At 67.3% G+C, this 25051-nt stretch carries 19 protein-coding genes; 4 read left to right on the forward strand and 15 right to left on the reverse strand.

The features are described 5' to 3' along the window. Positions 1-25: 25 nt before the first annotated feature. Positions 26-3553 carry an autotransporter outer membrane beta-barrel domain-containing protein gene (locus EV666_RS18755; RefSeq protein ID WP_165909846.1) on the reverse strand — a complete coding sequence of 1176 codons (3528 nt, stop codon included), beginning with the start codon at positions 3551-3553 and terminating at the stop codon, positions 26-28. 886 nt (positions 3554-4439) lie between these two features. Between EV666_RS18755 and phbB the strand changes: the two genes are divergently transcribed. Beyond that, entirely contained in the window at positions 4440-5168 is a 729-nt protein-coding gene (phbB, locus tag EV666_RS00740) for an acetoacetyl-CoA reductase (RefSeq protein WP_132001438.1), read from the forward strand. Between the two features lie 115 nt (positions 5169-5283). Here the strand turns inward: phbB and EV666_RS00745 are convergent, their stop codons facing one another. After that, positions 5284-6225, reverse strand: coding sequence for a TorF family putative porin (locus EV666_RS00745; protein ID WP_165909847.1), 942 nt, complete (start codon positions 6223-6225; stop codon positions 5284-5286). A gap of 213 nt (positions 6226-6438) precedes the next feature. On the opposite strand from EV666_RS00745, the gene EV666_RS18135 reads away from it, so the two are divergent. After that, entirely contained in the window at positions 6439-6591 is a 153-nt protein-coding gene (locus tag EV666_RS18135) for a hypothetical protein (RefSeq protein WP_165909848.1), read from the forward strand. A gap of 161 nt (positions 6592-6752) precedes the next feature. On the opposite strand, the gene EV666_RS00750 is transcribed toward EV666_RS18135, so the two are convergent. The 3 genes from EV666_RS00750 to EV666_RS00760 form a co-directional block, all read right to left on the reverse strand. Then, entirely contained in the window at positions 6753-7454 is a 702-nt protein-coding gene (locus tag EV666_RS00750) for a lytic transglycosylase domain-containing protein (protein ID WP_132001444.1), read from the reverse strand. A 545-nt stretch (positions 7455-7999) separates the two neighbouring features. Continuing rightward, positions 8000-9232 carry a L,D-transpeptidase family protein gene (locus EV666_RS00755; RefSeq protein WP_132001447.1) on the reverse strand — a complete coding sequence of 411 codons (1233 nt, stop codon included), beginning with the start codon at positions 9230-9232 and terminating at the stop codon, positions 8000-8002. 346 nt (positions 9233-9578) lie between these two features. Further along, positions 9579-10529, reverse strand: a complete 951-nt coding sequence (locus tag EV666_RS00760) for an acetyl-CoA carboxylase carboxyltransferase subunit alpha (protein WP_132002710.1) — start codon at positions 10527-10529, stop codon at positions 9579-9581. A 416-nt stretch (positions 10530-10945) separates the two neighbouring features. Here EV666_RS00760 and EV666_RS00765 point away from each other — a divergent pair, with 416 nt between their 5' ends. Then, the gene (locus EV666_RS00765) at positions 10946-12553 is read left to right on the forward strand and encodes an acyltransferase family protein (RefSeq protein WP_165909850.1); all 1608 of its coding nucleotides are present in this window, start codon (positions 10946-10948) and stop codon (positions 12551-12553) included. 37 nt (positions 12554-12590) lie between these two features. Here EV666_RS00765 and EV666_RS00770 read toward each other — a convergent pair whose 3' ends face one another. Further along, the gene (locus EV666_RS00770) at positions 12591-13349 is read right to left on the reverse strand and encodes a class I SAM-dependent methyltransferase (protein ID WP_132001453.1); all 759 of its coding nucleotides are present in this window, start codon (positions 13347-13349) and stop codon (positions 12591-12593) included. 205 nt (positions 13350-13554) lie between these two features. On the opposite strand from EV666_RS00770, the gene gloB reads away from it, so the two are divergent. Continuing rightward, complete coding sequence (gloB, locus tag EV666_RS00775; protein ID WP_132001456.1) at positions 13555-14322, forward strand: hydroxyacylglutathione hydrolase; 768 nt, start codon at positions 13555-13557, stop codon at positions 14320-14322. Between the two features lie 246 nt (positions 14323-14568). On the opposite strand, the gene EV666_RS00780 is transcribed toward gloB, so the two are convergent. From EV666_RS00780 to EV666_RS00820, 9 genes are all read right to left on the reverse strand, one after another. Then, positions 14569-15000, reverse strand: a complete 432-nt coding sequence (locus EV666_RS00780; protein ID WP_165909851.1) for a MaoC family dehydratase — start codon at positions 14998-15000, stop codon at positions 14569-14571. Positions 15001-15125: 125 nt separating this feature from the next. Continuing rightward, on the reverse strand, positions 15126-17930 hold the full coding sequence (gene secA / locus EV666_RS00785; protein ID WP_132001462.1) for a preprotein translocase subunit SecA: 2805 nt from the start codon (positions 17928-17930) through the stop codon (positions 15126-15128). 470 nt (positions 17931-18400) lie between these two features. Continuing rightward, positions 18401-19345, reverse strand: a complete 945-nt coding sequence (locus EV666_RS00790) for a ring-cleaving dioxygenase (RefSeq protein ID WP_132001465.1) — start codon at positions 19343-19345, stop codon at positions 18401-18403. Between the two features lie 146 nt (positions 19346-19491). Beyond that, entirely contained in the window at positions 19492-20073 is a 582-nt protein-coding gene (locus EV666_RS00795; protein WP_132001468.1) for an HNH endonuclease, read from the reverse strand. A gap of 580 nt (positions 20074-20653) precedes the next feature. Beyond that, a complete protein-coding gene (locus EV666_RS00800) occupies positions 20654-21535 on the reverse strand; it encodes a 3-hydroxybutyryl-CoA dehydrogenase (protein ID WP_132001471.1) in 882 nt (293 codons plus the stop codon). 526 nt (positions 21536-22061) lie between these two features. Further along, a complete protein-coding gene (locus tag EV666_RS00805) occupies positions 22062-22997 on the reverse strand; it encodes an electron transfer flavoprotein subunit alpha/FixB family protein (protein WP_132001474.1) in 936 nt (311 codons plus the stop codon). 1 nt (position 22998) lies between these two features. After that, a complete protein-coding gene (locus EV666_RS00810) occupies positions 22999-23748 on the reverse strand; it encodes an electron transfer flavoprotein subunit beta/FixA family protein (RefSeq protein WP_132001477.1) in 750 nt (249 codons plus the stop codon). 388 nt (positions 23749-24136) lie between these two features. Then, positions 24137-24718: a cob(I)yrinic acid a,c-diamide adenosyltransferase gene (locus tag EV666_RS00815; protein WP_132001479.1), complete on the reverse strand. Its 582-nt coding sequence runs from the start codon at positions 24716-24718 to the stop codon at positions 24137-24139. Between the two features lie 89 nt (positions 24719-24807). Next, entirely contained in the window at positions 24808-24996 is a 189-nt protein-coding gene (locus tag EV666_RS00820; protein ID WP_132001482.1) for a twin transmembrane helix small protein, read from the reverse strand. Positions 24997-25051: the final 55 nt, after the last annotated feature.

The following is a 25051-nucleotide window of genomic DNA, read 5'->3' on the forward strand; positions in this document are numbered from 1 at the left end:
TTTTCACTGCGTCGCGCCCTGGCGCTTACCAGGTGAAGCGCAGACCCGCCTTGCCGCTCCAGCCGTCGCGGCGGCCGTCGAAGCTGGTTTGATAGCTGACGGCGGCGTAGAGCGCGGCCGAGGCGTTGAACTGGGCGGTGACGCCAGCGCTGATGTCGGCCCAGGCGCCCTTCATGTCGGAGCGGAACGGCACATAGCCCAGTTCGCTGGAGAAGTTGGCCTTGGGGACGCCAGCAAACTCGTTCCAGATATTGCCGCGCAGCCAGGCGTTGAGGCGCACCGGGCCATGGGCCGTATCCATCACCCAGGTCTTCGACAGGCGGGCGCCGACGCGGGCGGCGACGGACTGCACGTCGCTGAACCGCACATAAGAGGCGCCGTCATAACCGCCGTCGAAGTTGATCTTCTGCAGCACGATCTGCGCCTGCGGCTCCAGCACCCAGCCATCGCCGAGGGCGAACGGGTAACCGGTTTCCAGCGACAGGGCGACGCCAAAGCCGCTGGTCGACAGGGGCGTCAGGCGCCCTGAGGACGTCTTCACGTCGCTGTACCAGGTTCCCTGGGCGACGGCGTCCACATACCAGCCGGTTGCGCCATAGTGGGTCCAGTAAGCGCCGACGGTGTAGCCGTCGAAGCGCATGTCGCCAGCGCGGATGCCGGTGTAATGGCGGGCCGAGCCGTCGGCATGACCGGCGCCGATGTAGATCCCGGCGTGATCGCGGCTGCCGTCCGCATGTTCCTTGCGATACAGGTCCATGCCGATCTGGAAGGCGTAGAAGTCCCAGGTGAAGGCCGGGCCTGAGCCGTAAACGCCGCGACCATCACCGTCGTTATTGCCGTGGCTGCCGATCACGCGGCCCCAGACGGCCCTTGACAGGGGGGAGCCGTTGGCGGCGCTGAGGCCGCGTTGCAACTCCTGCTCGCCGACGCGCTCATGCAACGTGCCGAGCATGGTCTGGCCATAGAGCAGGGCCATGGAGGGCAGGGCGGCGTAGAGTGAAGTTTCCTTCCGGAAGTCGGGGATGACCGGGCCGCCGCCACCGCCACCGCCGCCACCATCGCCGCCGCGGCCGCCATTGTTGCCGCCGGAGCTTTGCGCTTCCGAGCGCAGATACCAGGATTCCGGATCGGAGGCGTCGCGGGAGCCGCGATACAGGGTGTACTCGTAGGGGCCGGCGACCAGATTGCCGGCGGAGAAGGCATTGGCGGCCGTGGCGGCGCCGTTGATGGCGCTGACCACGAGAATGCCGTTGCCGGGGGTCGCCGCGCCCGGCCCGCCCACATTGGTGATGGCCAGTGTGGTGGAGCCCGTTCCCGCGCCGCCATTGATGATCAGCCGGTCAGACGGCGAGCCGTCGCTGCCGAGGTACGTGTTGAGGGCGATGACGCCGCCGACGCCGGTATAGCTGCCCACCGTCAGCGTGTTGCCGACGCCGGCGCCGCCAAGCCGGACCAGGCCGGCATTGGTCAACTGGCCGCCGATGGTGAAGTTGCCGGTCGGGCCGCCAGAGAAGGCCGACAGGGCATTGGCGACGGCGATGACGCCGTCGTTGCGCGTGTCGCCGGCCACGGAGCCGTAACCGCCCAGCGTCGCGCCCGCCGCCACGCCGATGGCGCCGGCGCCGGTGATGGCGGCGCCCATGCTGTCGGGGCCGCCCACCGCCAGGGTTCCGGCCAGCACCTGGGTTGGACCGGTCCAGGTATTGACGTTGCTGAGCAGCGTCATGCCCGCGCCCGCCTGGGTGACGGCGCCGGAGCCGGAGATGACGCCGTCGAACGCATAAGTGTTCGACCGGTTGAAGGCCAACTGGCCGTCGTTGAGCACATCGCCGACCAGCGAGCCGGTCGCGCCGCCGTCGCCCAGTTGCAGGGTTCCGGCCGTGATGGTCGTGCCGCCGCTCCAGGCGTTGGCGCCGGTGAGGATGGTGGTTCCGGGGCCGGCCTGCGTCACGGCGCCGGCGCCGGAAATCACCCCGGCGTAAGTCCAGGCGTCGGAGCGGTTGAACACGAGCTGCGCCTGGTTGTCGACGTCGCCGACCAGCGAGCCGGAGGCGCCGCCGTTGCCCAGTTGCAGCACGCCGGCGGCGATGGTCGTGCCGCCAGCCCACGTGTTGTCGCCGGCGAGGATCAGGGTTCCGTCGCCGGACTTGGTGAGGGCGCCCGGGCCGGTAATGGCCTGGAGGACGCTGCCGGCGGCGCCGGCGACCACATCGAAGGCGCCATTGCTGGCGGTGATGGTGACGGCGCGGGCCGACAGCGCATAGCTGCTGGTGAAGCGGAAGGCGCCGCCGTCCAGCGTCAGGGGGCCGCTGGCGGCGCCGAGGGCGCTGTCCGCCGCCGCCGCGACAACGCCGCCGCGAATAATCGTGCCGCCGGCGTAGGCATTGCCCGCCGGCGCGTCAGGGGCCAGCGTCAGCACGCCGTCGCCGGTTTTTTCGACGACGCCGGCGCCGGTGATCTGGCCGACATAGGTTGCATCGTCGCCGGCCGGCTGGGTGAAGCGCACCACGCCGTCGTTCTGGATATTGTTGAGGTTGGCGGCGGGGTCGACGCGCACCGGCATGCTCTGGGCGCGGGCTTCGAGCACGCCGGCGTTCCCCACGAGCACGTCGCCCTGATAGTCGGAATTGTCGCCGGTCAGCGTCAGCAGGCCGTCGCGCACCGTGGTTGTCTGGTAGCCGTCAAGGCTGCCGGTCACGGTCCACTGGCCGGCGCCGTCCTTGATCAGGGCCTGGAAGTTGGCGACGTGGCTGGCGATTTGGTCCTGGGTTCCGGCGGCGCCGTCGAGGAACAGGCTGTTGAAGCCGCCGCCGCCATCGACGTCGCCGATGATGGTTGAGCCGGCGTGGATGTGCAGGTCATCGTCGCCATCGAGAAAGACGACGTCGCCCTGGAGCAGGGCGCCGGTGCGGTTGATCAGGACGATGCCGGCGTTGGCCCCGCCCGTGCTGGAGCCGAACAGATAGCTGCCGTCGGTGCGAATGATGGAGCCGTAATTGTCGACGACGTTGCGCTCGCCTGTTGTCTCGTCCTGGAACCAGATCGGTCGGCTGTTCTCCGTCTGGATCAGGCCGTAATTGGTGATGACGTTGCCGGCGCCGTGCACATTGATGGCCTCGGCGTTGTCCTGCCCGCCAGTCTTGGTGACGGATGCGCCGGCCTCGATCAGCAACCGGCCGTTGCTGCCGAATTCAATGGTGTTGTTGCCGGTGCCCCACGGACCGTCCTGAAAATTGGTGGCGTTGTTGGTCACATGGCCGCCGCTGCGGATGGTGATCATGGCGCCGTCGCCCAGGGAAATGGCCGGGCTCTCGGAGGTGGCGATCGACGCGCCGCTTTCAATCATGACGGTGTGGTTGTCGTCGCCCGGGCCGGTTCCAATCATGTTCGGGTAGGGATTGACGGCGGCGGTGGTGCACGTTGTGACGCTGTTGGCGGTGGTGCAGTCAGCGCGCGCCTGACTGGCGCCGGCGAGGATCGCTGGCGCGGCGAGCACGCCAGACAGCAGGCGCATTGCGGTTGTGGATGTCAGCGTAATTTTCAGCCTGGCCATGGGCCCCCCTCCCGACCCGCGCCGCCGGGCCGGAGCCAGGGCGGAGCAGGTTTTTGGCCCCGACGCACATGCAGGACGGGCTTGCGACCTGGGCGATGCGTTTGCAGCGCGGCGTCGCAACATTGCCCGGCGATGCGAAGCAGTTGCGTCTGGGCGCCAGAGCGCGATCCTTCGCTGCGGGACCGCGCGACGGCTCCACAGGGTCAATCGCTCTCCAACGACTGGACAGAGACGGGATGCGCCGCTCACGCCGGATCGCATATGCGCCCCGGATGAGCCGGCCCCGCTCCAGTGAATCGCCTGAATGACGCCGGAAATACTGCTTTTCTTGCCGGAACAGGCTTGTTTTGAAGTGTAGCGGGTCGGGTAAAATCACAAATTCGGCAAATGAGCTGAGTTTCACCTACCTAAAAGGGTGACTGGCGCCGCGCCTTCCACCGTATGTCCGGACGACGGCCTACGTCTTTCGTCAGAAAGAGCGAGAAAGAGCGAGAAAGGGCCAGCGTCAGGTCGGCCGGCTCGCGCCAGGCGCGGCGGAGGCATGACCTGGCGGCGCTGTCAGGAAGAGATTGAAGAACACCGGCCCCTGGAGGGTTTTTCGGGCGGATTGTTCGCGGCGTGGCCATCATGGGGGAAGGAGCGCGACGTAATAATACTTTCTTCCTAAGACGTATTCCCCGGCAGTCTTCGACTTTCTGACAGTACTCCCTTCGGGCCGGCCATCGTATCACGGGCCTGGGGCGGCGACCTCCGGGGCGCAACGGCATGGCGGCTTCCGGGGAGCGCCGACCCCGCTCACGATGTTTGAAACAGCGTCACCGCGTCCGTCATGGCGTGGGCGCCCTGGCCAGCGTCGGGCTGACGCCGGCCGGTCTGGAGAAAATTGATGTCCCGGGTTGCTGTTGTTACTGGCGGTACGCGCGGTATTGGCGCCGCCATATCGAAGGCCCTTGCAGCGGAAGGCTACAAGGTCGCCGCCGTATACGCAGGAAACGACGCGGCGGCGGAAGCATTCCGCGCCGAAACCGGCGTCAGCATCTACAAATGGGACGTGGGCGACGCCGAGGCCTGCGCCCAGGGGCTGGCGCGCGTGGCGGCCGATCTCGGTCCGGTCGACATTCTCGTCAACAACGCCGGCATTACCCGCGACGGCATGTTTCATCGCATGACGTTCGACCAGTGGCGCGAGGTGATGCGCACCAACCTGGATTCGATGTTCACCATGACCCGGCCGCTGATCGAGGGCATGCGCGAGCGCGGCTTCGGCCGCATCATCAATATCTCGTCGATCAACGGCCAGAAAGGCCAGATGGGCCAGGCCAACTATTCGGCGGCGAAAGCCGGCGTCATCGGTTTCACCAAGGCGCTGGCGCAGGAAAACGCCGCCAAGGGCATCACGGTGAACTGCATCTGCCCGGGTTACATCGACACCGACATGGTGGCGGCGGTGCCGGAGGAGGCGCTGAAGAAGATCATCGCCACCATCCCGACCGGCCGCCTCGGCAAGGCGGAAGAGGTGGGCGATCTGGTGGCGTTCCTCGCTTCCGACAAGGCCGCCTTCTTCACCGGCGCGGTGCACACGGTCAACGGCGGCCAGTACATCGGCAACGGCTGAGCCGTTCCGCCAGTCGGGATTGCTGGGGCGGCCTCCGGGGGGAGGCCGCCTTTTTTGTCGGCGGGCTGTCGCGCTCCCGCCGCCTGGCGGCCGGGCGTCGTGGTCGCCCTGGCTATTACCGGGCGAGGGCCTGTTGCAGGCCTGACAGGGTGAAGTCCAGCGAAACGGTGGCGACGAAGGCCGCGCTGCACCAGTTGGACTTGCCGCCGTTCAGGAAGCCGGCGGGGTCGCCGCTGTTCAGGAAGCAGTCCTTCTTGCTGAGGTCGGTGTCGACGTAGCGCAGGTCGACGGTGAGGTTTTCGTAGGTGTAGCCGGCGCCAATGTTCCAGGTCGTGTAGCTCTTCAGCTTGACGGCGCCGAGGCGCGCGGCTGTCGTGCCAAGCTGGAAGTAGCCCAGCTCGCCGGAGGCATAGAAGTTGCCTTTCATGCCGTTAAGAAATTCGGCCGGCAGCGTATACTTCACCGTGCCGTTGTAATAGGTGGCCGGCGCGCCAAGACCGAGGAAGTCCCAGGAGTGATAGACGCCGGCGCCAACTGTCAGGCCATTGAACGCGGCGCTGACGGACGCGTGCACTTCCCCGAACTCGGAGTTCCTTGGCGACAGGATGGCGGGGCCGTAAAACGCCCCGGCCGGCGTCACGTATTCGACCGGATTGTACGGGTCCATGAAGCGGCGTTCGCCCGGGTAGCCGTACTGGATGAAGCCAAGGTCGAAGGTCAGCGGGCCAAGCTTGGGACGAATGCCAACGCCAACGTCAGTCTCGGCCGTCGCCCGGGTCGGCAGGTCGACCTTGGAGACGAAGCCGTTGACGTAAAAGAAATTGTCGAAGAATTGCGCTTCCGCATAGCCCTGCGCGACGCCAAAACCGTTGGACTGGGAAATGCCGCGGAAACCGTAATTGGACGTGTACTTGACGCCAAAGGCGATGTCGAACTGGGTGGGGGCGGCGGGCGCGGCCGGCTCGGCCGGAGCGGGGACATCAGCCGCCAGCGCCGGAGCCGCAGCCATGGCCACGGTGAGAGCCGCTGCGGCTGAAAGAACGAAAACCTGACGCATGATGTGGCATCCCCCTGAATGCGTGCCCGAAAACTTCATGGCCAGCTTCGGGGGCGAACAGGTTCTGGCGCAACGTCAAGCTTGATGCAGACTGCCTTACGACTGTGCAAATGGCGCCTGATCGCGGTCATTTTTGAATCAGAGCCGATGAAATGCGAACGAACGTGGCCGGGATGACACGGAAGGGCGGCGCGCGGGGGACCTGTGCGGGGATTGTCTGAAAAACACCGTTCCGAAGTGCTGGAGCCCGAAGTACCGGAGTCTGGCGTGCTGGAGCCTGGCGCGCGGGGGCCTGGCGGCTGGCTCGGGGCGGCGTCGGCGATCGCGGGCAGGCCATGGCGGGACGGCGCGCCGGTGATCGCGTAACTGGCGGGATGGAGCGTGAGCGACGCTCAAAGGCCTGGGGGCCGCATGTCGCTGCAGGAATGCGGCGGGCCTGCCCGCCTCAAGATGCGCCGGGCGGCGCGCCATGTTCATTCCGGCAGGCGGCTGGCCGGAGGCGACGTCTTTCGGGAAACGCTCTGGCGTTACCGCGCAATGATCAGCGTGTTGAACGACACCTTGCTGGCGATCGATTTCATCCGCGCGTCGGCGGCGCGCCAGTTGTAGCGGCTGCGCCGGCCGCCGGCGACGCGAACGCCGCCCTTGCTGGCGACGCGCACGCCGGCGGGATCGCCAAAGGTGGCTTTTGGCACCTCGCCGGTGACCTTGTAGCCGAGGGCCGCCAGATGGGCGCGGACGCGGACGCAATAGTCGACGGAGCGGTAGGAGAACCGGCTCTCGCCGTGGCCGGCCCGGTATTTCATGACGGTGGTGCAGATATCGCCGCCCGAGATGCGCCAGGCGCGCGAAAGATAGGATACGCCATAGCGGATGTTGGTTTCGGGAACCGCCAGCTCGGCCAGGCTTCCATCAAAGCCAAGCATGCGGGCGGTGGACGGCAGCACCTGCATCAGGCCGATCTCGCCGACCCCGCCAATGGCGCTGACGTTGTAATTGCTCTCAACCGTCGCAACGGCGTCCGCCAGTTCCGGCGGCATGCCGGCGGCGCGGGCGGCGTCCATGACCTTGAGCCGCAGCGCCTCGCGCCCGGGCCGGGGCTTCTTGCGGGGGGCGTCGGCGGCCGGAGCAGCCCCGTCAGATTTCTGTTCCGCGAAGGGAAGCGGCGGGGAGGGAAGCGGCGGGCCCTGGATCGCCGGGTCGCCATCCGCCGCCTGCTGGGTGGCCATGGCTGGCGTCGCCATCAGGGCGGTGGCAAAAACTGGGCCGGCAAAAACTGAACCGGCAAGAACTGAACGGACAAGAACTGAACGGACAAGCGCTGAGCGGGCCAGCAGGCGCATCGCCGCCGGCCATGGGGCAGGATCATGCGGGTCTGAACCGTTGCGGCGGCCCGGATCAACATGCGGGTCAATGACAGGCATGCCTGGACATGTGAGGGCAGGGGGCGGCAATTTCCAGACCGCCAGGCGCGCGGCGCCGGAAGCGGGCGGCCGGCTTCCGTTGTTGTCCGGCCCCAGGCATGGCGGACGCCTGCACCCGGCAGGCGTCGCAATCTGATCAGCCCCTGCTACGGATGGCGACCTGTGCATGACCAAAGCCCGTGTGCCGGTTATTTCCGTGGCGTCTGTTCATATGGGCGCGGCGGCGCTGTTAAAATGGGCGTGGCCGCGCCTGGATCCGTTTCCGTTCAACCAGGCGCGCAAACTGCTCCAGCTTTTCTGTTTTGAGCACATTCTGACCGATCAGCCAGTTCCGGCTGACCGGAAGGGCGTTAGCCGCCTGAAGGGGCGGGGCCTTCCGCCGCCTTCACAGGGTCAGCCTGCGCTGGCTTGCCGCCTGACAGGATGCCGCCGAGCGACAGGGCCTTGCTGAAGCCGCTGGTCGAGGGCGCTTCCGCGGCGGCGTTCAGCGGCTGGGCGGACGCATCCGCCGAAGCGGCGGTCACCGAGCCGGTGGCGACCGGATCGGCGTTGGCCGGGGTCGTGGCGGGACGCGGGGTCATCGCCACGGCGGCGCGCGCCGGCGCGCTATCCGGCATTTCGATTTCCTGCGGGGCGCTGGCCAGGGCTTCCGGGCGGCTGATGTCGCCCGAGAAGCGGGTGGGGCGGGAGAAGGACAGCACCGAGCCGCCTTCGCCACGGAACGAGGGGTGCTGGCCGCCATCCTGATAGACCAGCCGCACGGCCTTGGCGCCCGTGGCGACCAGCTCGGCGACCTTCTGGTCGTCGCTTGCCCGCTTCTGGGCCAGAGCCTGGGCGATGGCTGGCTGTTCCGTCGCGCCGCAGCTCGCCGACCGGGAGCCGAAGACGTAGCGCTTGTTGCAGACGCCAACGACCGGGATCTGCTTCGTCACCTCGAAATAGTCCGAGCCTTCCTTCAGATTGCGCCAGAACTCGATATTTGGATCGTTGCGATAGCGGGCCAGGTTCTGCGGCGTCATCCGGAACGGATAGGACTGGAACTGGAAGGCGCGCTGGCCGCCGGCGAAGGCCTCACGGCCAATGGCGTAGATCTCGGCGATCTGCGCGTCGGTCATCGAGAAGCAGCCCGCTGACGAACAGGCGCCGTGCACCATCAGATAGCGGCCGGTGCGCCCGTACGCCCGGTCGTAGGCGTTGGGAAAGCCGGTGTCGAACGACAGATAGAAACTGGAGTTCGGATTCATCTGCGTCGGGGTGATGGTGTAGAACCCTTCCGGCGCCTGACGGTCGCCCTCGCGGATCTTCGGCCCGAGCTGGCCGGACCAGCGGCAGATCGGATAGGTCTTCAGCAGCGCGTATTCGCCTTTGCCGTCGCGTTTCCAGATCTCCAGCTCCGCTTCCTTCTTGTAGGAGCGGATGAGAATTGGCGCAGCCGGGCTCATGCCCTTTTCCTGCATCAGCGCGACGGTTTTGGGGGGAATGGGAGCCCGGGCCCGGGCGCTGCCCGGGCCGCCGTCCTGGCACGCCGCCAGCGCCAGCGCCGCGGCTGCGAACAGGGTGGTGCGGATGACAAGCTTCAACATCTTCCCAGGTCCACTCTCAAGCGATGTCCAATCAGCCTGCGGAGGCGCCGCCTGATTGGACATCACTGCCGCCGTCGTCACCCATGCCCACGCCATGGGCCTTTCCGGTCCATGACCCCATTCAACCTTGTACCGCCAGGACCTTACCAGGACCTTACGCGCGGCGCCGTTGCGGGCTGTCCGGGGCGCGCCAGGCGCCACAGGCGGCCCCGCGGCGGGAACAGGCCTGCGCGCCCGGCCGGCAGGATGAGACACCATCAGGCGCCTGTGGGCAATGACTTTTTCCGCGAGGCCGGCGCGCCGCCGCCAGCAGGCGACGGCCTGCCCGTGAGCCTGCCGGCGAATTTTATTTGCGGCCAATCGCCAGGAATTTGTCTTCGCGCGCCTTGCGGATGGCTTGCGGCGTCATGCCGGCGAATTCCTGCAGGGCGGCCGCGACGGCGGCGCCAGCCGAGCGGATCGCCGCGGCGGGATCGCGATGGGCGCCGCCGGTCGGCTCCGGCACGATGCCGTCGATGATGCCGAACTTCAGCAGGTCCTGGGCGGTGATCTTCATGTTGGTGGCCGCGTCCTGGGCCCGGGCGGCGTTGCGCCACAGGATCGAGGCGGAGGCTTCCGGCGAGGCGACGGTGTAGATGGCGTGCTCCATCATCAGCACGCGGTTGGCGGCGGCGATCGCCACCGCGCCGCCCGAGCCGCCTTCACCCACCACCAGCGCCACATTGGCGACGCCAAGGCCCAGCGCCTCCTCGGTGGAGCGGGCGATCGCCTCGGCCTGGCCGCGCTCTTCCGCGCCGATGCCGGGATAGGCGCCTGCCGTATCCACGAACGAGATAACCGGAAGACCGAAGCGGTCGGCCATTTCCATCAGGCGCACGGCCTTGCGGTAGCCCTCGGGGCGGGCCATGCCGAAGTTGTGGCGCAGGCGCGTTTCGGTGTTCCAGCCTTTCTCCTGGCCGAGAATGCAGACTGGCTCGCCGCGAAACCGGCCGAAGCCAGTGATGATCGCCTCGTCCTCGCCAAAGGCGCGATCGCCGGCCAGCGGCGTCATGTCGGTGATCAGGGCGTCGCAATAATCGCGGAAATGCGGGCGGTTGGGATGGCGCGCCACCATGGTCTTCTGCCACGGCGTCAGCGCCGCGTAGAGATCAGACAGCGTCTTGCTGGCGCGCGCCTGCAGGCGGCTGATTTCCTCGTCCAACGCAACGTTTACGTCGCCATCGGCCACGACGCGGAGCTCATCGATCTTGGCCTCGATCTCGGCGACGGGTTTTTCAAAATCGAGATAGCTTCGCATGGTTGAGACAGCCGCATCCATTCATCTGGCTTCCGCGCCGGCGTGAGGCCGCGCGGAGCGCGTGGAAAAATCTCCGGCCCGCAGCCGGCGCGAGGGCAGGCGGCCCGCCCTCTGGCCCCAGGGCCGGAATACGGGCGCGGACGGGGCGACATAGCACGAACTGCGGGTCCCGTCCCATGGGAATGTGCGGACTGGGCGCCGGGGCAGGACCGCGCCCGCGCATGGAAATGCGCCAATTTGGGCGAAATTCTGTTCCCGAGGGCGATCGCTGCGGCTAAACGTTTGCGAACCAGAAATTATTCGCATGCGAATAGAGAGTGGACCCGCGCGTCGTTCGCGCCAGCACACAGGCCCCAGAAGTCCTCGGAATGAACAAACCGGATATCGTCCCTGCGCACGCATCGTCGGCGTGGCCTGTGCCTGCGCCTGAAGCCGTCGCAGGTTCTGGCGTCGCCGGGCTTTCCGGCTACGCCGGCCCGGTCCGGCCATCCGCCGGCCGCATCGCGGCGCTGCAATATCTGCGCGCCATCGCGGCGCTGATGGTTGTCGGTTACCACGCATCCCACTATCTCGCCTATTTTCGCAAGCCGGCTGGCCCCATCCACCTCTGGGAAAGCACCCTGGGCATGTGGGGCGTGGCGCTGTTTTTCGCCCTGTCGGGCTATCTGATGGCGCGGCTGGCGCCGGTGACCCCGCCGGGCCGCTTTCTGCTGCACCGGGTGGCGCGCATCTATCCGGTGTATTTCGTCGCCATCGCCGTATTTTTCGCGCTGTCGCCGGTGATCGTCGGCCATGTGTTCACGCCGCGCTTTCTGCCCAGCACGCTGGTTCCCGTCGGGCCCGCCGGCTACACCCTGGGCGTCGAGTGGACGCTGCTCTACGAGCTGACCTTCTATGTCTTCATTTTTCTGCTGATCGCGGGCGGCCAGGTCCGGGCGATTCCGGGCGTCGCCATCGGCTGGATCGCGCTGGTCATCGGCTGGCGGCTGGCGTTCGGCGAGCCGGCGTCCCTGGAAATGCCGGTGATCTACCAGTTGCCGGCGTCATCGGCCAATATCGGCTTTGCCTGTGGCCTGCTGGTTCCGGCGGTGACCAGGCGCCTGCGCGTGCATCCGGCCTGGATGCTGGCGGGGCTGGGCGTGCTGCTGCTGGACATCGGCGGGGTGATACCGGCGGACCGGACCATCGCCGGCGCGGTGAGCGCGCTGATGATCGCCGCGGCCCTGGGCGCGCAGCCTTCAGGCGGCGGGCTCGCCGGCCGCATCGGCATCAGCCTCGGCGACGCCAGCTACGCCATTTATCTGGTGCATGTGCCGGTGCTGGTCGCCGTGTTCCGCTGGTTGCCGGCGGCAGTTCCGCTCCCGGCGGCCTGGTGCGTCGCCTTTATCGCGGCGGTTCTCGTCGGCCAGCTTTTCGGCGCCATTGACCTGCGCATGTACCAGCGCCTGAAGCGTCGCATCGACGCTTTGGGCGAAACGCGGGCGCTGCGCCTGGCCTGGGTCTACGCCGGGTTCTTCGCCGTCATCGCCAGCTGGGGCGCGGCGACCCATCTCATCGACCAGCGGCAGTCGGATCGGGCCGCCGCGGCGCTGGGGCTGATCGCCAGTAATGGCGCGCTGGACGACGCGGCGACCCCGAAGGCGCTCAACGCCCGGCTCGCCGCCGCGGACAGGGACTTCACGACGCCACACGGGGCCATCGACCAGACGCAGCGCCTGCCGGACGACAAAATCGCGGTGCAGGGCTGGGCCATTGATCTGGCCAGGCCCGATGTCCGCGCCTGGATCGCTGTCTATTGCGATGGCCGCCAGATCGGCTGGGCGGAGCGCACGCGCCTGCGCCGGGCCGAGGCGGCGCAGCTGGCGGCGGAAACCGGCGCGGACGCCCGGTCGCTGGCGAAAACGCGTTTTGGCTTCACCTTGGCGACGCAGGCCAGCGTCTGCCCGGCCGGGGCGCGCCTGACGGTGATCGCCGCCGATGCCGGCGGCCGGGCTTTCGCGCTGCCGGCGGCCACGGCGCCGTAACGGGCGCCATGAGGACCGGAGGCGCGTCCGCGCCGGATCAGCGGGGATGCGGCGGACCATCGTGGGACAGCGCGCCGCCGGCCCCCGGGGCCAGCACCGGCTGGAAACGCACCACCCTTCGCTGGCGGGTCACCTGGATTGGCCGGTGCAGCTGCTTGCTGGCCTCCACCACATGCACGCCGGCGAAGGGCAGGCCAAGGCCGCCGCAGACCTTTTCCCAGCCGGCGGCCGAACGCAGCATCAGGCGGTCGCGGAACGGCGGCATGTACAGCGTGTCCAGCCAGTGCTCGGGCGAGAACAGCGCCTGGCGCAGCAGATGGCGCAGCTGGGGCCGGCTCCAGGGCTGGCCATGGCCGAAGGGCGTGCTGTCGCTGCGCGCCCAGGCGCCGCGCCGGTTCGGCGCCACCAGCATCAGCCGGCCGCCGGGACTGAGCGCCCGCCAGACCTCCGACAACACCTCGGTTGGCGAATCGGCGTGCTCCAGCGCGTGGACCAGCAGCACCCGGTCATAGGCGGCGTCCGGCAGCGGCAGCATGGCGGCGTCCACCAGCGCGGAGGCGCTGAGCCCCGAGGCAGGCCAGTTCACCACGCCCTGGGCCGCCGGCATGAAGGCGGCGACCCGCTCCGCGCCGTCGCTCACCAGCGGCAGATACGGGGTGGCGTAGCCAAGGCCAAGCACGCGCAGGCCGCGCGCTGACGGCCACAACGAAGCCGCCGCGCGGCCAATGATCTGGCTGGCGGCGCGACCGGTCGCGGTGGCGTAGAAGGCCCGCAGGTCAACCACGTCTATCGGCATGTCGCCTCCGTTCACACCGGCGTGGGGGCGGAATCATACATCCCCATGTGGTGATATCGCGCCATTATGAGGCCACAGGCGTTGACGGCGCGCCCCTTCGCGGTCACCTGTTAACCATACCGGGCGTTTGCCTGCCGTTGCAGGGCAAACCATACCGGAAGTTTGCCTGCTGTTGCAGGGCGCAACTGACAAGCGAGAGATCTGCATGCCAGCCGAATTCCACGTTTTTCCCTGTCTGTCCGATAATATCGGCGTTCTGATGCGCGACAAGGAGACGGGCGCCTGCGCTTCCATTGATGCGCCGGAGGCGGAGCCGATCCTCGCGGCGCTGGAGCAGACGGGCTGGAAGCTCACCGACATCCTCGTCACCCACAAGCACCCGGATCATGTCGCCGGCGTCGCCGAACTGAAGGAGCGCTTCGGCGCCCGCGTTGTCGCCCCCGTGCGTGAGGCTGAATTCGTGCCGGAGGCTGATCTGTTCGTGAACCAGGGCGACACGGTGATGGTTGGCTCCCTGTCGGGAACGGTGCTGTTCACGCCGGGGCACACGGCCGGGCATATTTCCTATTATTTCGCCGGCGCGCGGGCCCTGTTCGCCGGCGACACCCTGTTTGCCCTCGGCTGCGGCCGCCTGCTGGAAGGCTCGCCGGAGGACATGTGGCGCTCGCTGCAGAAGCTGGCGGCGTTGCCCGATGACACCCAGGTGTTCTGCGGCCATGAATACACGCTGTCGAACGCCCGTTTCGCCCTTGCCGCCGACCCGGACAACGCGGCGCTGAAACTGCGCGCCGCCGTGGTGGAAGGCCAGCGCGCCGATGGCCAGCTGACCGTGCCGTCGCTGTTGCGCGACGAAAAGGCCACCAACCCCTTCCTGCGCGCCGACCAGCCGGCGCTGGCCGCCGCGGTTGATCTGGACGGCTCGGACCCGGTCGCCGTGTTCGCCGCCCTGCGTGAGTGGAAGAACAACTTCTGACGGGCGCCGTCCGCTGGCGCTTCCGCAGCGGCGGATCAATGCGCGATTTGCCAGGCCCAGACCCGCGTGAGGTATTTCCTTTCGGGGTTTCCATCCACTGGCGGGCCTGGCCAGATCCTGGTGAGCGGGGCTTGCCGGGATGCAGGAAAGACAACGAAGCAAGAAAGACGGCCGGGAGCGGCGGCGAAGCAGCGCCCCCAGGAAGCTCTGGCCGGCCAGACGGTTCCGCCGACCGGCAGGTCAGGCTCAGTCGCCGTAGCTGAGCATGGCCATGCGGCCGGTCAGCACCACCACGCCGGTGTCCTCATCGACGATCTGGCCGTCGAGCCGCACCAGATGGCCCCGGCTTTTCGGCTCGATCGCCGTTACCTCCCATTCCAGACGCAGCCGGTGATTGGCCGGGCAGGGCGCCTTGAACTGCACCGCGTAATCCACGCCCACATAGCCGCGCGCCGAATCCGGCTCCGCCGACGGCCAGCCCTGGCTCACCGCGCCGGCGAGCAGGGCGGAGGTGTGGGCGCCGCTGGCGAACAGGCCGCCGAAGCGGGTGCGGGCGGCGTAAGCCTCGTCATGGTGCAGGGGATTGAAATCGCCCACGAGCGTGGCGCCCGCGCGGATGGCGTCGGCGTCCAGCGTCAGCCAGCTTTGCTTGCGCGCGCCCACATGAAACGTGACCATTCCTGTCTCCCTGTTGTTCATGATTTTTCAGGCGTCGCGCTGGAGCCGGATCAGCCCGCCGCGCGCTCACGGAAAAGGCGGCCCGTTTGCGGGGCCGCCTCGTATCAGGTCGCCTTTGGGTCGCTTCAGGAAAGCTGGCCGTGGCAGTGCTTGTACTTCTTGCCGGAGCCGCAGGGGCAGGGGTCGTTGCGGCCGACGCGGCCCCAGGTGGCGGGATCGCCGGGGTCACGGGCGCCGGCTGGCGCCTCGGCGCCCTGGGGCAACTGCGGCAGATAACCTGCGGTGATGAAGTCCTGGCTGACGTTGAAGTCGTCCTGGCCGGTGAGCGGATCGAGGTGATGCCCCTCCATCGGCGGCAGCGACGGCTCCGGCGGCGCCTCGAACATCACTTCCACGCGCATCAGCTGGGCGGTGACCTGCTCGCGCAGGCCGGCGATGAGCTGGTCGAACAGCTGGAAGGCTTCAGCCTTGTATTCATTGAGCGGGTCGCGCTGGGCGAGACCGCGCCAGCCGATGACCTGGCGCAGGTGATCCAGGGTCACCAGGTGTTCGCGCCACAGGTGATCGAGCGATTGCAGCAGCACCTGCTTCTCGATGTAGGTCATCAGTTCGGGCGAGTTTTTCTCGATCCGGGCCGCGTAGGCCTCGTCTGCCGCCTTGTGCAGACGCTCGCGGATCTCCTCGTCGGCGATGCCTTCTTCCTTCGCCCAGTCGTCGACCGGCAGGTCGAGATTGAGCCAGCGCTCCACGCCTTCCTTCAGGCCGGCGACATTCCACTGCTCGGGATAGGCGTCCGGCGGGATGTTGCTGGCGACAATGTCCTCCACGGTCGATTCGCGCATCTCGTCGATGGTTTCACGCACGCTTTCGGCGGCCATGAACTCGCGGCGCTGCTCGAACACGACCTTGCGCTGGTCGTTCATGACGTTGTCGTATTTGAGGATGTTCTTGCGCGTGTCGTAGTTGCGCGCCTCCACCTTGCCCTGGGCCTTGGCGATGGCCTTGTTGATCCAGGGGTGGAAGATGGCCTCGCCGTCCTTCAGGCCAAGGCGCTGCAGCATGCCGTCCATGCGGTCGGAGCCGAAGATGCGCATCAGCTCGTCCTGCAACGACAGGAAGAAGCGCGACAGGCCCGGGTCGCCCTGACGGCCGGAACGGCCGCGTAGCTGGTTGTCGATGCGGCGGCTTTCGTGGCGCTCGGTGCCGAGCACGTAGAGGCCGCCAGCTTCCAGCGTCTTCTGCTTCAGACGGGCGACTTCCGCGCGGATTTCTTCCTCGCGGGCAGTCCGCTCCGGGCCTTCCTCCATGTCGCCCAGCTCATAGGCGATGCGCATGTCGGCGTTGCCGCCGAGCTGGATGTCGGTGCCGCGGCCGGCCATGTTGGTGGCGAGGGTGATGGCGCCCGGCACGCCAGCCTGGGCGACGATGAACGCCTCCTGCTCGTGGAAGCGGGCGTTCAGCACCGCGAACTGCTTCGACGGCTTGCCGGTGCGGGCGCCCTCGAACAGCGGATCAAGCACGCGCGGATTGCTGAAATCCATCATGCGCAGGCCCTGTTCCTCAAGGAAGGCGGCCAGCAGCTCGGACTTCTCGATGGAGGTGGTGCCGACCAGCACCGGCTGGCCGCGCTCCTGCGCCTCGGCGATCTCGGCGGCGATGGCCTGGAATTTTTCGCGCTCGGTGCGGTAGACCGCGTCGTCCTCGTCAATGCGCTGCACCGGCAGGTTGGTGGGAATCTCCACGACCTGCAGGTTGTAGATGTCGAGGAACTCGTCAGCCTCGGTGCCGGCGGTGCCGGTCATGCCCGAGAGCTTCCTGTACAGGCGGAAATAATTCTGGAAGGTGATTGAGGCCAGCGTCTGGTTTTCAGGCTGCACCTGCACGCCCTCACGGGCCTCCAGCGCCTGGTGCAGGCCTTCCGAATAGCGGCGGCCCTGCATCATGCGGCCGGTGAACTCGTCAATGATGACGACTTCGCCGTCCTTGACGATGTAGTCCTTGTCGCGGGTGAACAGGGTGTGAGCGCGCAGGGCCTGGTTCACATGGTGCACCAGGGTGGCGTTGGCGGCGTCATAGAGGCTGCCTTCCTCCATCAGGCCTGCTTCTCGCAGCAGCTCCTCGATGCGCTCGTTGCCCTCCTCGGTCAGCGACACGGAGCGCTGTTTCTCGTCGAGGTCGTAATGCTCTTTGGTCAGGTGCGGGATCAGCCGGTCGATCTGGTTGTACAGGTCGGAGCGGTCTTCCAGCGGACCGGAGATGATCAGCGGCGTGCGCGCCTCGTCGATCAGGATGGAGTCGACCTCGTCGACCACCGCGAAGGCATGACCGCGCTGCGTCATCTGCGCGATGTCATACTTCATGTTGTCGCGCAGGTAATCGAAGCCGAATTCGTTGTTGGTGCCGTAGGTGATGTCGCAGGCGTAGGCGGCGCGGCGCTCGTCGTCGTCGAGGCCATGAACGATGACGCCGACGCTGAGGCCGAGGAAGTTGTAAAGCCGGCCCATCCAGGCCGAGTCGCGGCTGGCGAGATAGTCGTTGACCGTGACGTTGTGCACCCCGTCGCCAGGCAGGGCGTTGAGATAGGTGGCGAGGGTGGCCACGAGGGTTTTGCCCTCGCCGGTCTTCATTTCGGCGATGGCCCCGTCGTGCAGCACCATGCCGCCGATCAGCTGCACGTCGAAGTGGCGCTGGCCCAGCACGCGCTTGCCGGCCTCGCGCACCACGGCGAAGGCTTCTTCCAGCAGGTCGTCCAGGGTCTCGCCAGCCGCCAGCCGGGCGCGGAAATCGTCGGTCTTCTGGCGCAGCTGTTCGTCCGTCAGCTTCGCTATTTCGGGCTCGAGCGCGTTGATGCGCTTGACCCTGGCCTGATAACCCTTGACCCGACGGTCGTTGACCGAACCAAACAGTTTCTTCGCGAGTGCGCCGAACATCGAAGACCTTTCGGACTGGCGGACCGCCACAGACAGGCGTGCGCCGCCCTGTAAATCAGGGCGTCGCGAACAAGTCCACCGGAAACGTCCGCCGGAAGCCACGGGGCCGCCGGCGTCCTGACCTGTGAAGCCGCCCCCGGGGAGGCGGGCGGCCTGGATCGCGTCTGACAGTATCCGGCGCAACCCGTAAGGGGGCGCATGTCCACAAAAGTGGCGCCACCGGCTGGTGGCGTGCGCTCCAAATCATTGTGCGCGCCGCTTTTTTGGGTGCGGAAGCCAGCGACCCGCGCCGGCGGCCGCGCCCGGATCGCGGCTTGGGCCGCGCCGCGTCGCGCATGGTTTTTCCAGCGCCCACATAAGTATTGCGCCGTCAGTGTTCAACCGACGGCGCAATGCTTTCTGGAGCGGTCTACCTATAGCAGGTTCGGGCTTTCCGGCAAAACACCGGGGCTCACCGCCTGCGGATCGCGTCAGTCCACCGGCTTTAGCCCAGCCTCGATTTCCGCCCGGCGCGGCTCAAGAAATGGCGGCAGCGAGACGCGCTCGCCCAGGGTTTCCAGCGGCTCGTCGACCGCAAAACCGGGGCCGTCCGTGGCGATCTCGAACAGGATGCCATTGGGTTCCCGGAAGTAGAGGCTCTGGAAATAATAACGCTCGACTTCGCCGCTATTGGGAATGCGCAGGTCTTTCAGGCGCGCCGCCCAGGCGTGATACTGCTCCGGGTCCGGGGTGCGGAAGGCGACGTGGTGCACCGCGCCGGCGCCCTGGCGCGCCCGGGGCTGACCGGAGGCGTCGACCACATGCACCTCGGCGGCGGCGCCGCCCGGGCCCATGGTCCACACCCGCACGGTTCCGTGGACGGGGTCGGCGTAGTCGCGGTCGAAGCGCATGGTCAACACCCGCTCCAGCACCAGCTCCAGCATGGCGACGTCGCGCACCGCCAGGGTGACGGGGCCGAGGCCGCGAATCTGGCGCTCCGCCGGCACGGGGCTGCGATCCCAGACGTGGGCCTCGCCAGCGCCGCCGTCGTCAATGAGCGCGAGGCGCTGCCCTTCCGCGTCCTGGAAATCCAGGGTCAGGCGGCCATCGCGGGTGACGATCTCGCCGTGGCTGACGCCAAGATCGGTGAACCGCTGCTTCCACCAGGCCAGGGTTTCAGCCCCTGCGACGCGCAGGCCGGTGCGGATGACGCTGTCGGCGCCGCGCTGTTCTGGCGCGGCCGGCCAGTCGAAAAAGGTGAGATCGGAGCCAGGGGAGGCTTCGCCGTCAGCGTAGAACAGGTGCCAGGCGCTGACATCGTCCTGGTTCACCGTGCGCTTGACGAGGCGCATGCCCAGCGTGCTGGTGTAGAAATGATGGTTGTCGCGCGCCTGCGCGGTGATGGCGGTGACATGATGGATGCCAGTGAGCTGCATGGCGTCCTCTTTCTCCGGCGCGGCCGGTTGTGGTGATGGCTTGACCACAAGCTGATGCGTCGCGCGGCGCAAATCCAGATACGGACCCGCATGCAACTGATTGCAAAATTGCAATCATGCCGCCTGAAGCCGTTGCGCCTCCCCGGTCATGGCTCCAGCTCCGTGTCCCAATAAAGATAATCGAGCCAGCTCTCGTGCAGATAGTTGGGCGGAAAATTGCGCCCAGCCTCGTGCAGGTCGAAGACGCCGGGCCGCTTCGGCGCCCGGGCCGGGATCATGCCGATATCGCGCGGCATGTGGTCGGCCTTGCGCAGATTGCAGGGGGCGCAGGCGGTGACGACGTTGTCCCAGGTGGTCTGGCCGCCGCGCGAGCGCGGGATCAGGTGGTCAAAGGTCAGATCCGAGCGCGCGCCGCAATACTGGCAGGTGAACCGGTCGCGCAGGAAAACGTTGAAGCGGGTGAAGGCCGGCTCGCGGCAGGGCCGCACATAGGTTTTCAGGGAGACAACCGAGGGAAGCTGCATCTCGAAACCCGGACTGCGGGCGACCACGTCGTAGGTCGAGATGATGTTGACCCGGTCAAGAAACACCGCCCGTATGGCGTCCTGCCATGACCAGAGCGACAGGGGATAATAGCTCAGCGGCTTGAAGTCGGCGTTCAGCACCAGCGCCGGGCAGCTTTCCGGACTGCGGCCTGGGTTGGCGCGAAACGGCGTCCGAACTCGCATGTGAAATGACACTGGCGCGATCTCCGGCAGGAGAACAGGCGCCGTCGGCATGGGGCTCCGGCCGGCGGCCGTTCTGGGTCCAGACAGGCCTGTTATCGCGACAGGGCGCCGCGCTCCGTCGCATGCGCCACGGAAATCGCGCCTCGTCGCAAGGGCCGGCGTGCGGAGGCGGAGCCGTCAACAGGGATACGCGTCAACGGCCCGAGGGCCACATCAACCGGCCGCGCGCTCCGCCCGTCGTGGAGCGCCTGGGAGTCCGCGCCTGGCTGGCCCGAAACGGGGGCGGCGGCCAGCGGCGGGTGATTCCCTCGACCCTTCGCTGCAGGATGACGCTGTTCCACGACAGGCGCGTGATGGGGCGCAACAGGTTGCGCGCACCCGCCGCGGGAGCTGGAACAGCCGGCCCGCAACCGGGCGCAGCCAGCGCGGGGCTGGCCGGCGCGACGAACCGCAAGGCCGGGGGCAGCCTACACGCGACAATGGCGGTTTGTGAAGCTTTTCAGCGCGATGACCAGACGCCAGCAAAAAGCCCCCGCCTGGGCGGGGGCCGGAAAGCAGCGCGACTGTTCTGGCGTGCGTCTCAACGCGTCGGCAGCGGCTTTTCGCCGCGGTAATCATAGAAGCCGCGCTGCGTCTTGCGGCCCAGCCAGCCGGCCTCGACGTATTTGACCAGCAGCGGACAGGGGCGATACTTCGAATCAGCCAGCCCCTCGTGCAGCACCTGCATCACCGACAGGCAGACGTCGAGGCCGATGAAGTCAGCGAGTTGCAGCGGCCCCATGGGATGGTTGGCGCCAAGGCGCATGGCGGTGTCGATGGAGTCCACCGAGCCGACGCCCTCATACAGGGTATAGATCGCTTCGTTCACCATCGGCAGCAGGATGCGGTTGACGATGAACGCCGGGAAGTCCTCGGCGATGGTGATGGTCTTGTTCAGGGCGCGGATGAAATCCTTGGCCTGCTCGAACGTCGTGTCTTCGGTGGCGATGCCGCGGATCAGCTCGACCAGCTGCATCATCGGCACCGGGTTCATGAAGTGCATGCCGATGAAGCGCTCGGGCCGGTCGGTGGAGGCGGCGAGGCGGGTGATGGAGATCGAGGAGGTGTTGGAGGCCAGCAGGGCGTCCGGGCGCAACACCGGGCAAACGTCGCTGAAAATCTTGCGTTTGGTTTCCTCGTGCTCGGTCGCCGCCTCGATAACCAGGTCACATTCGGAGAGATCGTTAAAGGAGAGCGCCGGGACGATGCGGGCGATGGAAGCCTGGCGGTCCGCCTCGTCAAGCTGGCCGCGCGCCACCTGGCGGGCCAGGTTGCCGTTAATGGTGGCGAGGGCTGAATTAAGCCGCTCCTCGCTCAGATCATTCAGCCGGACGTCGAAACCGGAAGCGGCGCATACGTGGGCAATGCCGTTGCCCATCTGACCCGCGCCAATGACGCCAACTTTCCTGATTGCGATCGCCATGTCTTTGCCACCTGAGAGTGAGTTGTGCGCGCGGCCACGGAGGCGCCCTGGAGCGTTTCGCGGCGAAATGGACCTCATGCGCCGGAAAACGGGTCGATGCAGGAAGACAGCGCAAGAATCCGGATCAGATTTTGCCCTGGCGGCCCGGCGCGTAGCCGTCCCCGGAACCCGGCGCGTACTCTAACGATGTTGCCCCGCTTTGGACAGGTCTAACCATCGTCCCGGTCAGTGGACCCCGACGCGGCCCGGCGCCGGGACGCCGCCTCAACGCATACCAGAAAACCGGCGTGATTTCAGCACGCTGGCGCGGATCGCGCCAGACATCGCCAACGACGGCGGATTCGTCGCCGCGTCCGGCGCGGCCGGATGCCCCAGGCAAATTGTCGCAATGGGTTGACGCAACCTGCCGCACCAGGCGTGCCCGCCACGCAGGCTGTCATGAAAAAAGGCGGCGCATCGCTGCGCCGCCCCCATCATCATCCGCGCGACCGCGGCGGGGATCGCCGCCGGGTCAGGTTTGCGGGACTTACTTGCCGAGCGCTGCCTGCAGCTCCGGCAGCACGGTGAACAGGTCGCCGACGAGGCCATAGTCCGCCACCTGGAAGATCGGGGCTTCTTCGTCCTTGTTGATGGCGACGATCACGCGGCTGTCCTTCATGCCGGCGAGGTGCTGGATGGCGCCCGAGATGCCGACGGCGATGTAAAGCTGCGGCGCGACGACCTTGCCGGTCTGGCCGACCTGCAGGTCGTTCGGCGCGTAGCCGGCGTCGACAGCGGCGCGCGAGGCGCCCATGGCGGCGCCGAGCGCGTCAGCGACCGGCTCGATGTACTTGGTGAAGTTCTCGGCCGAACCGAGCGCGCGACCACCAGAGATGATGATCTTGGCCGAAGCCAGCTCCGGACGGTCGGACTTCGACAGCTCTTCGCCCTTGAACGACGACACGGCCGGATCAGCGGCGGCGGCGACGTCCTCGATGGCGGCCGAACTGCCTTCGCCAGCGCTCTGGAAAGCGGCGGTGCGGACGGTGATGACCTTCTTGCCATCGGTCGACTGCACGGTCTGGATGGCGTTGCCGGCGTAGATCGGACGCTCGAAGGTGTCGGCGGAGACAACCTTGGTCACTTCCGAGATCTGCATGACGTCGAGCTGGGCGGCGACGCGCGGCAGGATGTTCTTGCCGTTGGCGGTGGCCGGAGCCACGATCGCGTCATAGGCGCCAGCCAGCGACACCACCAGCGCGGCGACCGGCTCGGCGAGGGCGTTGGCGTAAGCGGCGTTGTCGGCCACCAGCACCTTGTCGACGCCAGCGAGCTTCGCGGCCTGTTCGGCCACGGCGCGGGTGCCCGAACCGGCGACCAGCACGTGCACCGGGCCGCCAAGGCCCCTGGCGGCGGCCACGGCCTTGGCGGTGGCGTCGTTGAGGGCGGAGTTGTTGTGTTCAGCCAGAAGCAGGGTGGTCATATCAGAGAACTCCAGCCTCGTTCTTGAGTTTCGACACGAGTTCCTCGACCGAGGCGACCTTGACGCCAGCCGAACGCTTCGGCGGCTCGACGGTCGAAAGAACCTTCAGGCGCGGAGCGACGTCGACGCCGAGCGTCTCCGGGGAGGTCTCGTCCAGCGGCTTCTTCTTCGCCTTCATGATGTTCGGCAGCGACGCGTAACGCGGCTCGTTCAGACGCAGGTCGGTCGTCACGATGGCCGGCAGCTTCAGCTCGATGGTCTGGAGGCCGCCGTCGATCTCGCGGGTGACCGCGAGCGTCTCGCCGGAAACCTCAACCTTCGAGGCGAAGGTGCCCTGGGCCCAGCCGAGCAGGGCGGCGAGCATCTGGCCGGTCTGGTTGCTGTCGTCGTCGATGGCCTGCTTGCCGAGGATGACAAGGCCCGGGTTCTCGGTCTCGATCACCTTCTTCAGCAGCTTGGCGACGCCGAGCGGCTCGACATTGACGTCGGTCTTGACCAGCACGCCGCGGTCAGCGCCCATGGCGAGCGCGGTGCGGATGGTCTCGCTGGCCTGCTGGGGACCGATGGAGACGACGACGATCTCGGTCGCGACGCCCTTTTCCTTCAGGCGGATCGCCTCTTCAACGGCAATCTCGTCAAAGGGGTTCATCGACATCTTGACGTTGGCGAGTTCAACGCCTGAGCCGTCCTGTTTGACGCGGATCTTGACGTTGTAGTCGACGACCCGCTTGACGGGCACGAGAATCTTCATACCGGCTTCCCTTCAAGCACGAACGGGGCAGGAGATCGGCCAGTCCCCGCGCGTGCGCGCATGCCCGACAGTCGTCTCCCGATGGGGGCGGAACCTGGCGGCGCCGTCGCCCGTTGTCAACGTATCCGTGTGGCCCTTTTCGCGGGCGTTTCGACGCTGCGCGCCGCATTGCCAGCCAGAACGGGCGGTTGGGGACGGCGTCTGGAAATACTCCAGGGTTTGTTACGCCGCCGCGGCGACTGTTCCCCGCCTGGTTTGCCCGGCTGCGATGGTCAGGCGGTTGCGTCGCCGGACTGAAATATTCCGGCGAACGGCAAAGGGGTTTTTTCTGCCCCGGCGCGGCGCTTTTTTTGCAGCCGGGCCGGGGGCTTGCCGGGGACGGCGCGCGTCAGCGGTTCTGGCCCGGCGTCCAGAGCACGTCCGCCGCGCCCCTGTCATTGAGCCAGCGGGCGGCGACGAAGAAGAAGTCTGACAGGCGGTTGAGATATTTGATCGCCGCCGGCGTGACGATTTCACCTTCCCGGGCGTCGAGGGCGACGACCAGCCGCTCGGCGCGGCGGCAGACCGTGCGCGAGACGTGCAGGGCGGCGGCGGCGGGCGAGCCGCCTGGCAGGACGAACGAGCGCAGGGGCGACAGGTCGGCGTTGAGCTGATCGATCTCGTTCTCCAGGCGGGTCACCTGGGAATCGGCGATGCGCAGCGGCTCGTATTTCATCGGCTTGCCGGTTTCCGGCGTCGCCAGATCGGCGCCCAGATCGAACAGGTCGTTCTGGATGCGGGCCAGCATGGCGTCCACCGGCCCCTCGAGCCCCGCTGTCGACAGGCGGGCCACGCCAACCGTGGCGTTGGTTTCATCCACCGTGCCATAGGCCTCGATGCGCAGGTCATGTTTGGGGCGGCGCTCGCCGGTGACGAGGCCGGTGGCGCCCTTGTCGCCGGTGCGGGTGTAGATGCGGTTCAGTGCGACCATGATCGTCCAGTCCAGTTTGATCGGGGATGAGGCGCGGCCGCAGCTGGCCGCGTGAATTGGGCGCCATGGCCCGCAACCGGCTGGTCCGGTCAGAACGCCCGCCACCACAGCACGCCCATGGCGATGATGATGGCGACGAACTGCAACAGCACGCGCAGGCGCATCAGCTTCTGGGAGCGCTCCGGGCTGCCGCCGCGCATCATGTTGTAGAGCCCCATGGCCAGCACCAGCGCCACCGCCGCCACCGCGACGCCGACGATCCAGTTTGACGCGTCCATCCTCTTCTCCCGCCTGACCTCAAGGCAAAACCCACAGCAACGTAGAATTTTACCA

This window comes from Camelimonas lactis (assembly GCF_004342915.1).
GTDB classification, from domain to species: Bacteria; Pseudomonadota; Alphaproteobacteria; order Rhizobiales; family Beijerinckiaceae; genus Camelimonas; species Camelimonas lactis.